The sequence below is a fragment of the Glaciimonas soli genome (assembly GCF_009497155.1).
Classification (GTDB): Bacteria; Pseudomonadota; Gammaproteobacteria; order Burkholderiales; family Burkholderiaceae_D; genus Glaciimonas; species Glaciimonas soli.
The window spans coordinates 413,276-427,812 of the sequence record NZ_WINI01000007.1; the positions used below are offsets into that span (position 1 = coordinate 413,276).

The 14,537-nt window shown below is 47.9% G+C and carries 11 protein-coding genes; 2 read left to right on the forward strand and 9 right to left on the reverse strand.

Going from position 1 to position 14,537, the window contains the following annotated elements:
* Nucleotides 1–40 precede the first annotated feature (40 nt).
* The 5 genes from GEV47_RS14090 to GEV47_RS14110 form a co-directional block, all read right to left on the reverse strand.
* A complete protein-coding gene (locus tag GEV47_RS14090) occupies nucleotides 41–1,804 on the reverse strand; it encodes a cation:proton antiporter (protein WP_153235384.1) in 1,764 nt (587 codons plus the stop codon).
* Between the two features lie 139 nt (nucleotides 1,805–1,943).
* Nucleotides 1,944–3,338, reverse strand: a complete 1,395-nt coding sequence (locus GEV47_RS14095) for an MFS transporter (RefSeq protein WP_322741648.1) — start codon at nucleotides 3,336–3,338, stop codon at nucleotides 1,944–1,946.
* Between the two features lie 163 nt (nucleotides 3,339–3,501).
* Nucleotides 3,502–4,686, reverse strand: a complete 1,185-nt coding sequence (gene pbpG / locus GEV47_RS14100; protein WP_153235385.1) for a D-alanyl-D-alanine endopeptidase — start codon at nucleotides 4,684–4,686, stop codon at nucleotides 3,502–3,504.
* Between the two features lie 399 nt (nucleotides 4,687–5,085).
* A complete protein-coding gene (gene arsC / locus GEV47_RS14105) occupies nucleotides 5,086–5,448 on the reverse strand; it encodes an arsenate reductase (glutaredoxin) (RefSeq protein ID WP_153235386.1) in 363 nt (120 codons plus the stop codon).
* Nucleotides 5,449–5,478: 30 nt separating this feature from the next.
* The gene (locus tag GEV47_RS14110; protein ID WP_153235387.1) at nucleotides 5,479–6,696 is read right to left on the reverse strand and encodes an MFS transporter; all 1,218 of its coding nucleotides are present in this window, start codon (nucleotides 6,694–6,696) and stop codon (nucleotides 5,479–5,481) included.
* 163 nt (nucleotides 6,697–6,859) lie between these two features.
* On the opposite strand from GEV47_RS14110, the gene GEV47_RS14115 reads away from it, so the two are divergent.
* On the forward strand, nucleotides 6,860–7,660 hold the full coding sequence (locus tag GEV47_RS14115) for a helix-turn-helix transcriptional regulator (RefSeq protein ID WP_322741649.1): 801 nt from the start codon (nucleotides 6,860–6,862) through the stop codon (nucleotides 7,658–7,660).
* Between the two features lie 82 nt (nucleotides 7,661–7,742).
* Here GEV47_RS14115 and GEV47_RS14120 read toward each other — a convergent pair whose 3' ends face one another.
* Nucleotides 7,743–8,672 (reverse strand): histone deacetylase family protein, encoded by a 930-nt coding sequence (locus GEV47_RS14120; protein WP_153235388.1) that lies wholly within the window; start codon nucleotides 8,670–8,672, stop codon nucleotides 7,743–7,745.
* A gap of 213 nt (nucleotides 8,673–8,885) precedes the next feature.
* On the opposite strand from GEV47_RS14120, the gene GEV47_RS14125 reads away from it, so the two are divergent.
* Nucleotides 8,886–9,467 (forward strand): superoxide dismutase, encoded by a 582-nt coding sequence (locus GEV47_RS14125; protein WP_153235389.1) that lies wholly within the window; start codon nucleotides 8,886–8,888, stop codon nucleotides 9,465–9,467.
* Between the two features lie 62 nt (nucleotides 9,468–9,529).
* Here the strand turns inward: GEV47_RS14125 and GEV47_RS14130 are convergent, their stop codons facing one another.
* From GEV47_RS14130 to GEV47_RS14140, 3 genes are all read right to left on the reverse strand, one after another.
* Complete coding sequence (locus GEV47_RS14130) at nucleotides 9,530–10,297, reverse strand: 3-hydroxyacyl-CoA dehydrogenase (RefSeq protein ID WP_153235390.1); 768 nt, start codon at nucleotides 10,295–10,297, stop codon at nucleotides 9,530–9,532.
* A gap of 115 nt (nucleotides 10,298–10,412) precedes the next feature.
* On the reverse strand, nucleotides 10,413–12,722 hold the full coding sequence (locus tag GEV47_RS14135) for an NADP-dependent malic enzyme (protein WP_153235391.1): 2,310 nt from the start codon (nucleotides 12,720–12,722) through the stop codon (nucleotides 10,413–10,415).
* Nucleotides 12,723–12,998: 276 nt separating this feature from the next.
* Nucleotides 12,999–14,381, reverse strand: a complete 1,383-nt coding sequence (locus tag GEV47_RS14140) for an L-serine ammonia-lyase (protein WP_153235392.1) — start codon at nucleotides 14,379–14,381, stop codon at nucleotides 12,999–13,001.
* Nucleotides 14,382–14,537 lie beyond the last annotated feature (156 nt).

The following is a 14,537-nucleotide window of genomic DNA, read 5'->3' on the forward strand; positions in this document are numbered from 1 at the left end:
GTTATTTGGTAGATCATGCGCTCTGCGTAGCATCAGTTATCTAATGCTTCTCATCCGGTTGTTCATCCAAGGTTTCAAACAAAGCAATCTGCAACCGGGAATGCAAGCGCACAAATTTCTGCCACAATAAAAACGCTACCGCTGCGACAGCAATCAATACAAAAATAAGCAAGTTCATCGGCGGTAAGATTCGACTACTCAATACCACGATCAAGAACATGATACCGATGATAGAAACCGCTGGAATCACTTCGGCAATCACTTTGCGTACTTTTTCGGTATAGGCTCCGGCACGTTCCGGTTGCACAGCCATTTCCGCCACTATCATGCTGAGTGCTTGTAATTTGCGATATACGGCAATTAAACATGGCAGCGATAATAATAGTGCTCCGCCCCACACTATTGCCGTTTGCATCTGTCTGTCGGCAATCCAGCCAGCCATGCTATGACCTAAACTTTCGGCGAAGTAGCCGCCAGCGATAAAGATCGCCGCCACCAACGCCAGATTGACGATCACTTGCAACAAAATACGGCGTATGATTTTTGAGATTGCAGCACGATCACCATGCGGCTGTAAATGCTCCAACCAGTTTGTATACAGGTTAAACACCGACGATAATTTATTCGGCATGACATCAGCCATCTTGCGCGATAACGGATCAGCCAGTCGAATCAAGTAGGGCGTCAGCAAAGTCGTTATCACCGAGACGGCAACGACAGTCGGATAAAGAAAATCACTAGTTACTTTGAGGCTAACCCCAAGCGCAGCGATGATGAAAGAAAATTCACCAATCTGCGCCAAGCCCATGCCTACACGCATAGACGTACGGCCACTGTGGCCGGATAAAAAAGTAGCAAGACCACAGCTGATCACTTTACCCAATACCACCGCCACAGTAATCACCAGTATCGGCAACCAATATTCGGCCAATACATGCGGATTCACCAACAGACCGATCGTGACGAAAAAGACCGCGCTAAACATATCGCGTATCGGCTCAATCAGACGCTCTATCTGATGTAAGTGGCGTGATTCCGCCATCACGGCACCAATAATAAAAGCACCCAGGGCGACACTGTAATTAAGCTTCATCACCAACAGACAGAAGCCGAAACACAGCCCTAATACCGTGACCAGAAACACTTCTTTATTTTTGAATTTTCCGACATAAGCCAACAAGCGCGGCACGATCAAAATGCCTAACACCAGCGCCACGATCATGAACAACAACAAGCGCCCGATGGTTGAGCCAACTTCGCCCATACTGACCGAACCGCTGGTAGCAATCCCAGACAACAGAGCAATCATGCCAATGGCAAGAATGTCTTCAATAATCAGAATGCCAAAAATCAGTTGTGCAAATTTTTCCTGCTTCATGCCAAGTTCAGACAAAGCTTTGACAATGATGGTCGTGGACGAAACCGCTAACATGGCGCCCAGAAAAATCGCATCCATGGTTTTCCAACCAAAGAACGTGCCAATTTCATAGCCCACCCAGAACATTAAACTGATTTCTGCAGCGGCCACCAACATCCCGGTAGCACCGACCTTGCTCAGTTTCTTTAAGCTGAATTCCAGTCCCAATGAGAACAACAAAAATATCACGCCCAGTTCGGACAAAATATGAATCGTGTGTTCGTCTTTAATCAGCTTGAATGGTGGCGTATAAGGCCCAAGAATAATGCCAGCGACAATATAACCAAGCACCACTGGCTGTTTAAACCGATTAAACAATACGGTGACGACGCCAGCGACCAGCATGATCGCTGCCATATCTTGGATAAATATTTCGACTTCAGGCATGGGCAGACTTTCCTAACATGGGGCATGGATGGGATGGATGAAGCGCATGGCAAAACAGGAGGAATACCTGAGACTTGATGATGAAAATTCACCATCAAGCGCCATCATAACTTACTGCGTTTACTGCGCAGCAGTTAAATTATGCTGGCTTGTGCTTATGACCAGTCATGATTGCACCTGCATCGGGTGCTAATTTACGCGTAAATGGAATTGAGGCTACTGAAAATAAGCCAATCACGATAAATGCGGGCCAGAAATCTGCAGCAACAATGGTGGAGTGCCCTTGCAACTGGCTGGAAAAATGAACCGTCAAACCACCTATCGTCACTCCTAAACCCAACGAGATTTGTTGCACTACGCTAGCCAGACTAGTGGCACGGCTGACATCGGTATCTTCCAGATCAGCATAAGCCATGGAATTTAAACAAGTAAATTGCATGGAAGGGAAAAATCCGCCCAGCAGGACAACGGCCACCATCACTGTCGTAGAGGTCGATGGGGTAAACAAGCCGTACGATGAAAGCGCCAAACCTGCCAAGAGCGCGTTCCAGATCAACACAGAACGAAATCCATAACGACGCAATATGCCAGTACCTATCGTTTTCATGAAAATCGCACCAACCGCTGATGCACAGGTAATTGCTCCTGCGTGAAAAGCACTCATGCCAAGGCCAACCTGTAATGACAACGGCAATAAAAATGGCACTGCGCCAAGCCCGATACGGAATAATGAACCACCTAGCACACTGGCGCGAAATGTTGGAATCTTCAACAAACGTAAATCGAGTAAAGGAAACGGCTCTCGATTTGCATGACGCAAGTATCCGTACAATCCCAGCACGCCGACCAGGAACATCATCAATGCATATTTAGACGAAATCAATTCGCCATCCATCATCGACAAACCCAGCATAAATAAAGTGCTACCCACAGCGGACAAGACAAAACCTGTTCTATCCAATGGCTTGAGCTCATCGGCGCGAATGTCTTCGACAAAACGCGTCGCCAGATACATCCCCAAAATACTTATCGGCACATTGATCACAAAAATCCAGCGCCAATGAAAATATGTGGTGATAAATCCGCCCAATGGCGGGCCGATAACTGGCCCCAATTGCGATGGCAGTGCCAGATAACTAATAGCCTTCACCAAATCGCTGCGTGGCACGGCACGGAAAATAATAATGCGGCCAACCGGCACCATCATCGCCCCGCCGACACCTTGTAAAAAGCGTGCTGCAACAAAAACAAATAACGAACTCGACACTGCGCACAAAATCGAGCCGATCATAAAAATCGCAATCGCTGCACGGAATGTTGTACGCGTACCGAAACGATCCGCAACCCAGCCACAAATAGGAATAAATACGCCCAGGCCAATGACATACGAAGTCAAGGCCAGTTTCAAAGTTAGCGGATTCTGACCCAAGTCATGCGCAAGCGCAGGCAAGGAAGTGGCGATTACTGTGGCATCCATGTTCTCCATGAACAAGGCGCAAGCAACAATCAGTGGAATGAGAAGAGTACGTGACACAGCGAATAGCGATCAAAAAAACTGAACAATACAAGAGCTAAGTAAATAGTATTTACAAGCCGGAATTTACACTGTATCCAAAAAACAGATAAATGCGCTAAGGAAATTTTTGCAACTACAAAATAAAAAACGCCCAATTGCTTGGGCGTTTTTTATTTTACTTTTAAGTTTGACGATCAGCAACTTTGCTGCGTGTCAGACTGGGCGATGAGTTTTCCACCAACCATTTACGAACACGACTGGCATCAGCCTGACGCGAATACTTACCGTGAGAATCAAGGAATACCATGATCACTGGACGGCCATTCACATTACTCTGCATGACTAAGCAATTACCGGCTTCATTAATATAGCCGGTCTTTTGCAAGCCAATTTGCCAATCCGGATTTTCAACCAAATAATTCGAGGTTGCATATTGCAATGGGTGGCCGTTCGGTTCCACCACATATTTAGAGTCAGTCGAATATTCACGAATCAGCGGCTGTTGATATGCTGCGGCAACCAATTTCGCCAGATCACGCGCGCTCGCCACATTTTGACTGGATAAACCGGTTGAATCGACGTAATGCGTGTCAACCATACCTAATGACCGGGCTTTAGCATTCATCGCAGCAACAAATGCTGGCAGGCCGCCTGGATAATTACGCCCCAACGCTGATGCCGCACGATTTTCAGAACTCATCAGCGCGATGTGAAGCATGTCAGTGCGGCTCAGTTCCGAACCAACACGCAAGCGCGAACTACTGTGTTTTTCGCGATCGACGTCGTCATCGGTCACGGTTAAGACTTCACTCATATTCTGACGCGCTTCTACTACCACCATGCTGGTCATGAGCTTGGTGAGTGAAGCAATCGGCAAAGCAATTTGTGAATTCTTATCAAATAAGATTTGACCATTTGACTGATCAAGCACCAATGCTGCGTTTGATTTCAAATCCAGCGGATCATGCGTCAAATTCAAACCAGCCAATTCACCAGCAGAAATTACCGGGGCAGCAACTACTCGCGGGGTATAAGTTACGCGTTGAATTGTGGCTTTACGAGAATTACTTGTGTAAGACACTCTCCGGGCCGTTTTCCCGCGCGATTCTGTTGCGGCAAGTTTGTTTGAGCGACTAGACTTTGTGGATTCGCGGCTGGCAATAGCAGTTTTGCTATTTTTTTTACCAGCTGCTTGTTTAGTAGTTGGCGGTGTTTTAGCGCTTTTAGCGCTAGTTCCCGTATGTTTGGCAGTTTTGCTTGATTTACTGGCTGCAGCTTTTTGCGCTTTCGTTTCTTTAGCAGAAGCCGACGTAGTTGCAAACGCAATAAATAATGACATAAAAATAACTAATGCGGATTTGCCCATATTGGCTCCCAATTCGAAAAACAAATAACTGCGCAAAGTTTAGGTAATTTGCACAAAATTCGCAAGAGAATTAAGGGCTTAGATCACATTATTAAACATATTTCTATCATCATGCATTAGCAAAAATCTAAATTTTCGAAAAATATATCATTACTGCAATTTTAGTGCGCCTGTTTTTTGTTAAAAACCGTGAAAAGTAAAAAATGCTTAATGCATGTAACTGCGCCTTTTAAAAAGCACGATCAAACAACATTAAGTAAAGCGCCGCAATTATTTTAAAAAATGAAGAGTAAAAAACATCGCCGTCATTCCCGCGGACGCGGGAATCCATCTTGCGGCAACATGGATCCTCGCGTTCCCGAGGATGACGGATTTTTAAAATTGATTACGCTGAATTACTTAGTCAAATAATGCATGCACCAATTCAGGTGGCCGACCAATCACGGCACGATTGCGATAGACCACGATAGGACGCTGTAATAATTTCGGATGCGCAGCAATTGCGTCGAGTAATGCAACATCATCCGCTTGCGCAAGATTCAACTCAGCATACTCAGCTTCGTTATCGCGCACCATGCTGCTGACAGTAGTTGCTAATTGACTTTGTATCGCCTGTAATTGCGCTAACGTAAGCGGTGTCTTTTGATAATCGATAACATGCAATTGCAATTTATTTTGCGCACTATATTGCTCCAGCAATGCAAGAGCTTCCCGGGATTTTGTACAGCGAGGGTTATGGTAGATCGTGATATCTGTATTCATGTTTTGCCCTAATTTTATTGAAGATAGCTATTATTTCATCGCTTCTGTTCTAGTTGCCCCAAGAAGAAACTTGTTATATCCAGCGGCGCAAAACAACATAACGCTAGTGATGATAAACACCGCTCGCATGCTGAAATGCCCTCCGACAAATCCGCCCATCAAAGGACCGATAACTTGTCCCGCATATTGCGATGCTGTGGAATAACCTAACGCTCTTCCCACAATCTGACTCGGCACATTATGACGGATCAGCGCGACTAAAGATGGTAACAAACCGCCCAACGATAGTCCCATGAAAAATCTGAGCAAAATTAACTGCCATGCCTGAGTGACAAATGCTTGCGGAATCAACAAACAGGCCGCGACCGTCAAGCACAGCACCACTACATTCAAGCCCCCTATCCGGTCGGCTAATTTACCCAGATGCGAAGCCGACAAAACACTGCCCAAGGCCGCGGCAGACATTACGATCCCGGAGATCAGCGTGACTTTACTTGCGTCTGTCAGCAACTGTTGCACATACACGGTAATGATGGGTTCTATCGACATATTCGCCACCATTAACAGTGCGGCAGTCGCAAACATGGAGAAGACTAATTTAGGCGCATAGGCAGTTGACCATAAGCTGACATCGGCAGGCGCAGCTTTGGCAGCTTGGGCCGACTGTGCCGGTTTTTTCTTTTCCCTGATAAGAAAACTGGTCGCAAGCAAATTCAAAAAAATACAGGCACTGGCTAAAAAGAAAGTATCTCGAATCCCAACCAGTCCTGGCAACAGACCACCAATCAAAGGGCCGATCAAACTGCCGGCCATAATTCCAGACGACAGCATGCCCAACGCCCAACCCGATTTTTCCTTGGGCGTCTGAGTCGCGACAAGGATATAGGCGCCAGAGGTATAGCCGCCCGCCAAGCCGACCAGTAAGCGCAATGCCACCAATTGCCAAATATTCTGCGCCATTCCAATCAGGCACATGCTAACTACCATACCGGCACTTGCCCGTATCAAATTGGGCTTGCAACCGTAACGATCAGATACCCTGCCCCATAATGGCGCGACAAGAGCGGCCGCAAAAAAAGTGGCACCGTAAGCGATGCCAGACCATTGCACAATGGCAGCGTGGTCAGTCACTCCTAATTGTTCAACATACAGCGGCAAAAAAGGCAACAACAAGGTCATTGCCACAATATTGATGAACGAGCCGAAAAAACAAACGGCTAAATTTCTCTTCCAATGCAACTGATCCATTTGATTCTTTCTAACTGGAAAAGATTAAAAGTAGCTAATACGAAATAACCGATCCGGATTTTCTCAAGTATCAGTTTATCGACTATATATCCTGTTACAAGACTAGTGTTTATACTATTACTAATAACAACAGGCTAATGCGAAAAGATGAAAGGAAAAACAAGTGGATGAGCAGGCAAAACGAAAAGCACTCGGTGAGTTCATCAAAACGCAACGTACACAAACTCCTCCGATCACGCATGGTATTGCTGCCAGTGCAGGCGTAAAAATGCGTCGCCGCACACCCGGCTTACGACGTGAAGAAATTGCGCAGCTATGCGGTATCAGCGTGACCTGGTACACATGGATAGAACAAGGTCGGACGGTTTCCGTATCGCCATCGGCGTTGGCAAGGATTGCTGATGCCTTGCAATTATCTCGGGCCAAACGCGCCTATTTGTTTGAGTTATCCGGTAAAAAAGACCCCCATATACCGGATCTGGTCGCCTCCCCCATTCCTGCGGAAATCGTCGCGCTAGTATCCAATATCAAAGCACCAGCTTATCTATTGGATCGCTATTGGAATGTCGTTGCAAGCAATCGTCCGGCGCAAGCATTGTTTACCGGCTGGCTAGACCAAAAATCCAGCGTCAAAAACCTGCTGCACTATACTTTTTGCGATCCCAGCGCTGCCACTTTCATTAGCGATTGGGAGCAACGGGCACGCCGCCTGGTCGCAGAATTTCGCGCCGATTGCGGCATGTATCTGGATGATGTTCAGATCACTGCCATAGTAGAACGACTGTGCGCTGACAGTGCTGCATTCAAGTTAGCCTGGAGTTTACACGACGTTGTCGAAAAAGAAGGCGGCGAACGCCGTTTTCATCATCCTTCGCGTGGCTTGCTGTGCTATCAACAAGTTAACTTGCGCGTAACGCACAGATCTGAATTGAAATTGATTACGTTGTTAAGTAAGGCCACATAAGTATTTAGACTAGGCGCCCCGGCGCAGACAGTACAACTGTATGGCAAGGCGGAGGCAACAACGTATAAATACTTATGCGGCCTTACTTACCCGATGCCAGCTGCAGCACCTGCCGACTAGCATGCTGTGCTGCCAAAGCGATGGTTTGCAAATGGATGGTCACGGTATCTGCAATGTTCTTACCGTAGCCACCCGCCATCGCTACGGCAACTGGAATGGCATGTTGAGCTGCGGTAGCAAGCACCATTGCATCGCGGCGTGCCAAACCATCAAACGTGAGCTTCAAACGCCCCAGTCGATCGCCTTCGTGCGGATCGGCACCGGCCAAATAAATGATGAGATGCGGCTCGAAGCGTTGCAACATATCATCCAAAGCTTCTCGCAATGCTGCCAGATAAGCATCATCACCGGTACCGTCAGGCAGCCCGATATCAATATCGCTGGTTTCTTTACTAAATGGATAATTCTCTGCCCCATGCAATGACAAAGTGAAAATACTATCGTCGTGCGCCAAAATCGACGCCGTGCCGTTGCCTTGATGAACATCCAGATCGACAATTGCCACTCGCTGTACGCGCTGCTCTACTTGCATCAAACGGGCGGCGATAGCCGCGTCATTAAACACACAAAATCCGCCGCCATGATCGGCATAGGCATGATGCGTCCCGCCAGCCAGGTTCACCGCAATCTGATCGCTGGACGTCAGCGCCGTACGGCATGCCTCTATCGTCGCACCGCTGGAGCGGCGCGAACGTTCCACCATTTTCTCCGACCACGGGAAACCGATTTCTTTCTGTTCTGCCAACGACAATGTGCCGTGGGAGACCGCATCAATATAGCGCCGATGATGCACCAATGCTAAAACAGCATCATTGATGGTAGGCGCTTCGTGCATGGACACACCAGGAATGTGCGCTTGTACGCCTTCATGAATTAAACGGTATTTTTGCATCGGAAACCGATGGCCGGCTGGCAAAGGCAGAACAAAATGGTCGCTGTAAAAAGCTTTCAAGATGGGTTCTCATCGTAGTAGGGACTCACTTAGTTTAGCATTTATGTTTTTACCATTTCGACTTCCAGATAAGTGGCCATGTGTTCTGCCTGCTGAAATACACCTTATTCATGCAGGAGAGCGCTAAGCGCTTTACAATAACGAGCTTAGAATCTGCTGACCAGTTTCCATCAGTATTTTTAGTAGCTAAATAAAACCTAGAAAGGACTCACCATGGCATACACTCTTCCCGCTCTTCCTTATGCACTTGACGCATTGGCTCCACATATCTCAAAAGAGACTTTGGAATACCACTACGGCAAACATCATCAGACTTATGTGACCAACCTGAACAATCTGGTTGCAGATATGGGCTCTGATGAAGCATCGTTAGAAAAAATCGTTAAAACATCTTCCGGCGGCATCTTCAATAACGCTGCGCAAATCTGGAATCACACGTTTTACTGGAAAAGCTTGTCACCACAAGGTGGCGGCGCTCCAACCGGTGCTTTGGCTGATGCAATCAATGCAAAATGGGGTTCGTTCGATGAATTCAAAGCCGAACTGAACAAAGTCGCTGCTGGCACTTTCGGTTCTGGCTGGGCATGGTTGGTAAAAAATGCTGACGGCTCACTAGCTCTGGTTTCAACTTCCAACGCTGCTACGCCATTGACTACCGATGCTAAACCATTGTTGACAGTCGATGTGTGGGAACATGCTTACTACATCGATTATCGCAATTCACGTCCAAATTACCTGGCTGCATTCTGGAATTTGGTGAACTGGGATTTCGCTGCAGAAAATTTCAAAGCATAATTCAAGCTTCGTCAAAATAAAAAATGCCTGCAATCGCAGGCATTTTTTATTGGATACGCTATTTATTTCGCTGTCATCCGAATACCACCATCCAGGCGGATTACTTCGCCATTGAGGTAGCTGTTTTCCAGGATGGTTTTCACCAAGCCCGCAAATTCAGCCGGTTTCCCCATACGAGCTGGGAATGGTACTGTTTTACCTAAAGCTTCCTGCACTTCGGCAGGCATGCCTAACAACATTGGCGTTTCCATAATCCCTGGCGCTATCGTCATGACACGAATGCCGAAGCGCGCCAATTCGCGCGATACCGGCAGAGTCAGCGCTACGACACCGCCTTTGGAGGAAGCATAGGCCGCTTGTCCAATCTGGCCGTCGAAAGCGGCAACCGACGCTGTGTTGATGATGACACCGCGTTCGCCATCGGCATTCGGCTCGCCCGTGCTAATCGCCTCTGCGGCTAAACGCAGCATATTGAAAGTGCCAATCAAATTGATTTGAATCACACGATTGAAATCGTCAAAGCTGTGCACGCCCTCTTTGCCGAGCACTTTTTTTGCCGGCGCTACGCCCGCACAATTGATCAAGCCGTGTAACCCGCCAAACACCTTGATCGCAGCATCGACTGCCGCTTTGCCACTGGCTTCGCTGGCTACGTCGGTAGCAACGAAATGCGCCTGCTTTCCGAGTTCTGTCGCCAATGCGGCGCCAGCTTCTTTATTCACATCCGCTATAACAACCTGGCCACCTTCGGCAACGATCATGCGTGCAGTTGCTGCACCCAATCCCGAACCGCCACCGGTAATCAAAAAACATTTATTTTTAATTTGCATGATCTCTTCCATTTGGTAAATGTACTTCAACTGCTTAGCTTACGACATTGCTCCTTATGAGAGCAACGTCGCAGCCAGAGCTTACCTAGATCAACGCATTTGTTCAATCAGATGTTCAACGAGATTGATTAGAAATTGCGTGTGCTACGACCAATGCTGTCATATTAACCACACGACGTACCGTAGCAGACGGCGTCAACACATGCACTGCTGCTGCGGCTCCCAGCAACACTGGCCCCACCGTCACGCCTTGGCCGCCAGTCATTTTAAGAACGTTAAACAAAATATTTGCAGCGTCCAGATTCGGCATCATCAGCACATTAGCGTCGCCGGTCAGAGTCGATTTCGGCAAGTACTTCATGCGGACTTCTGCGCTCAACGCAGCATCGCCATGCATTTCACCGTCGGCTTCCACATCTGGCATACGCTCTACAAACAGATCGCGTGCTGCGCGCATTTTTTTCGCAGATGGTCGGCTGCTGGATCCGAACATGGAGTGTGACAAGAACGCAACCTTAGGCGGCAGACCAAAACGGCGTACTTCTTCCACCGCCATCGCTGCAATATCTGCTAATTGCTCCGCGTCAGGATTGTCATTAACGAAAGTGTCTGCAATAAACAAGGTATGTTGATCCAGCACCAAACCATTTAACGTGGCGAAACCCTTTGCACCGGTGCGCAATCCGATAATGTCGCTGACGTGCTCCAGATGACTATCAAACTTGCCGACCAGACCACACAACATACCGTCGGCATCACCCAACTTCACCAGCATGGCAGCAATCGCCGTGTGAGAGCGGCGCATCATCGCTTTGGCCATTTCCGGCGTCACGCCATCACGTGCTTTGATGTTGTGGTATTCCTCCCAATATTGACGGAAACGCGCATCATCTTCCGGATTCACCAATTCAAAATCACGCCCCGCTTGCAGGCGCAAGCCAGCCCGTGCTATACGTGCTTCAATCACTGCAGGGCGGCCGATCAGAATAGGCCTAACCAGTTTCTCATCTAATGCAATTTGCACCGCGCGCAATACACGCTCGTCTTCACCTTCTGCGTACACGATGCGTTGTGGCGCAACCCGTGCTGCAGTGAAGACTGGACGCATGAACATGCCGGTATGGCTGACGAAACGCGTCAATGACTGACGATACGCTTCCAGATCCTTGATCGGACGAGTTGCCACGCCAGACTCTTCCGCCGCTTTTGCTACTGCAGGTGCGATACGCAAGATCAGACGTGAATCAAATGGCTTAGGAATAATGTATTCAGGGCCAAAATGTAATTCCTGTCCGGCGTATGCAGAAGCGACTTCTTCACTGATTTCCGCTTTTGCCAGATCTGCAATTTCGCGCACACAAGCAACTTTCATCGCTTCGGTAATCCGGGTTGCGCCGCAATCTAAAGCACCGCGGAAAATATAGGGGAAGCACAACACGTTGTTAACTTGATTCGGATAGTCCGAACGACCGGTTGCAATAATACAATCAGGTCGTGCTGCCAAAGCCAATTCAGGACGAATTTCCGGTTCAGGATTGGCGAGTGCCAAGATCACTGGCTGCACCGCCATGGTCTTCACCATTTCAGCGGTCAACACGCCGGCAGCCGAGCAACCCAAAAATACATCCGCATCTTTAATCGCATCGGCTAAAGTGCGCGCGCTGGTTTTTTGCTGATAACGTTGTTTGGACTCATCCAGTTTGTCTTCGCGTTCATTGTGAATCACACCACGTGAATCACAAACGAAGATGTTTTCGCGCTTGACGCCCAGTTCCACCATCAAATCGAGACAAGCGATCGCTGCAGCACCAGCTCCGGATGCCACCAGTTTGATTTCAGAGATGGTTTTTTTGACCAGCTCCAGACCGTTCAGCAACGCTGCCGCCGAAATAATCGCCGTGCCATGTTGATCATCGTGAAAAACCGGGATGTTCATCCGTTCGCGCAATTTCTTTTCGATATAAAAACATTCCGGCGCTTTGATGTCTTCCAGATTGACTCCGCCCAATGTCGGCTCCAACGCAGCGATGATTTCTACCAATTTGTCTGGATCGTTTTCAGCCAGTTCGATATCAAATACGTCGATACCAGCAAAATTCTGGAATAAACAAGCTTTACCTTCCATCACTGGTTTGCTCGCCAGCGGCCCAATATTGCCCAGGCCAAGCACTGCCGTTCCGTTGGTGACAACACCAACCAAATTAGCACGCGAGGTGTAATCAACTGCCAGTTCAGGATTGGCTTCAATATCCAGACAAGCGTAAGCGACGCCCGGTGAGTAAGCCAGGGATAAATCGCGTTGATTGGAAAGCGGTTTAGTCGGAACGACTTTAATCTTCCCGCGACTCGGGCTGCGGTGATATTCCAATGCGGCATCGCGTAGCGCCTGTTCGGCAGCGGACAATGTCTTATCGTTTGTGCTCATGGTGGGTCTCCAAATTCGTCTTAAAAAATCTACTGAACTCTAGCGAGTAACAGTAAATGCAACTATCAATACGTTACTGAAATGCAAAAAAGCCTGCAAACGTGCAGGCTTTTTAAAAAAGAATCCTTGCTATAAGTCCCATCTTATCAAAATTTAACGATACAGGTGCGCGCCCAATTGTGTGGCAGTTATATAAGCAGCCATATATCGAAGATTTACGCAAAATTGTCTCCCAAACAAATTAATCAAAGCTGGGCAAATTTGCGTAAACTTTTCTCAACACTCAATCACGTTTACTGCCAAACCACCTCGTGATGTTTCTTTGTACTTAGTCTTCATATCGGCGCCCGTTTGCATCATGGTTTTAATTACTTTATCGAGCGAGACATAATGTTTACCGTTACCACGTAAAGCAATCCGCGCCGCGTTAATGGCTTTGACTGCTCCCATCGCGTTACGTTCTATACAGGGTATTTGCACTAAACCACCGACCGGGTCACAGGTCATGCCAAGGTTGTGCTCCATACCGATTTCTGCGGCATTTTCTATCTGTTCGTTACTGCCGCCAAGAACTGCAGCCAACGCACCGGCCGCCATTGAGCAGGCAACACCGACCTCACCCTGACAACCAACTTCCGCGCCGGAGATAGACGCATTTTCTTTATAGATCAAGCCAATCGCGGCTGCCGTCAACAAGAAAGTGACGACGCCATCTTGATTCGCCCCTGGGACAAATTTATTGTAGTACTGCAGCACGGCAGGAATCACGCCGGCAGCACCATTCGTCGGCGCTGTGACGATGCGACCACCAGCGGCATTTTCTTCATTCACTGCCATCGCGTACAGGTTGACCCAATCGAGCATGGCGAGCGGATCGTTAAATGATTCTTCGGTACGATTACGTAGCTGTTGCGACAATTCGTGGGCGCGACGCTTGACACGCATTGGTCCGGGCAATTCTCCATCTGTCGCACAACCGCGCTTGATCGTGGCCGCCATGACATCCCAAATACTCAACAATTTGATGCGCACTTCTTCCGCGCTACGCCAGTATTTTTCGTTTTCCAGCATCAGCTGCGCAATCGTCAAACCGCTGTCAGCACACGCACGTAGCAGTTGATCACCAGAGTGGAATGGATGCGGAACGCAATCACCTGGCGTACTAGGCGTACCATTAACGCGCAAGCCGTCCTGACTCACAACAAAACCACCGCCGACCGAGTAATATTCTTTTTCTGCCAAAACATTGCCATTTACATCCATAGCAAAAAAACGCATGCCATTAGGATGTTGTGGCAATGATTCACGACGGAAGAACAATAAATGATCCTTTTCGTTGAGCGTAATCTTATGCGTACCATTGAGCAGCATTTGTTTGCTCAATCGCATTTCAGCTAAACGCGGTTCCACCAAATCCGGATCAAGTTGATCCGGAACATGCCCTTCTAAACCTAGTAGCACCGCTTTATCTGTTCCGTGACCTTTCCCGGTCGCACCAAGTGAGCCATACAATTCTGAGCGCACAGAACACACTTGCTCCAACATACCCGCTTCTTGCAAATACCCGGCAAAACGGCTGGCTGCAATCATTGGCCCAACCGTATGCGAACTCGATGGGCCGATGCCAACTTTGAATAAATCGAAGGTGCTGATGTTCATTACTAACCTTAAAAAAGAAACACTTAAAAATAAATTTAGTATGTTCTATATTGCGCCTAAATGGCGCGTGCTGTACAGAACCAACTATTTACATCATGTCAGTTAAAACGACTCTCTGCAGGACTTTCGCAATGAAAACCGGCTGAAACCAGCGCT

Excerpts from the sequence above, each read along its gene's own strand:
- GEV47_RS14125 (WP_153235389.1), top strand. The coding sequence starts at position 8,886 with ATGGCATACACTCTTCCCGCTCTTCCTTATGCACTTGACGCATTGGCT.
- GEV47_RS14140 (WP_153235392.1), bottom strand. The coding sequence starts at position 14,381 with ATGAACATCAGCACCTTCGATTTATTCAAAGTTGGCATCGGCCCATCG.
- pbpG (WP_153235385.1), bottom strand. The coding sequence starts at position 4,686 with ATGGGCAAATCCGCATTAGTTATTTTTATGTCATTATTTATTGCGTTT.
- GEV47_RS14090 (WP_153235384.1), bottom strand. The coding sequence starts at position 1,804 with ATGCCTGAAGTCGAAATATTTATCCAAGATATGGCAGCGATCATGCTG.
- GEV47_RS14135 (WP_153235391.1), bottom strand. The coding sequence starts at position 12,722 with ATGAGCACAAACGATAAGACATTGTCCGCTGCCGAACAGGCGCTACGC.
- GEV47_RS14110 (WP_153235387.1), bottom strand. The coding sequence starts at position 6,696 with ATGGATCAGTTGCATTGGAAGAGAAATTTAGCCGTTTGTTTTTTCGGC.
- arsC (WP_153235386.1), bottom strand. The coding sequence starts at position 5,448 with ATGAATACAGATATCACGATCTACCATAACCCTCGCTGTACAAAATCC.
- GEV47_RS14130 (WP_153235390.1), bottom strand. The coding sequence starts at position 10,297 with ATGCAAATTAAAAATAAATGTTTTTTGATTACCGGTGGCGGTTCGGGA.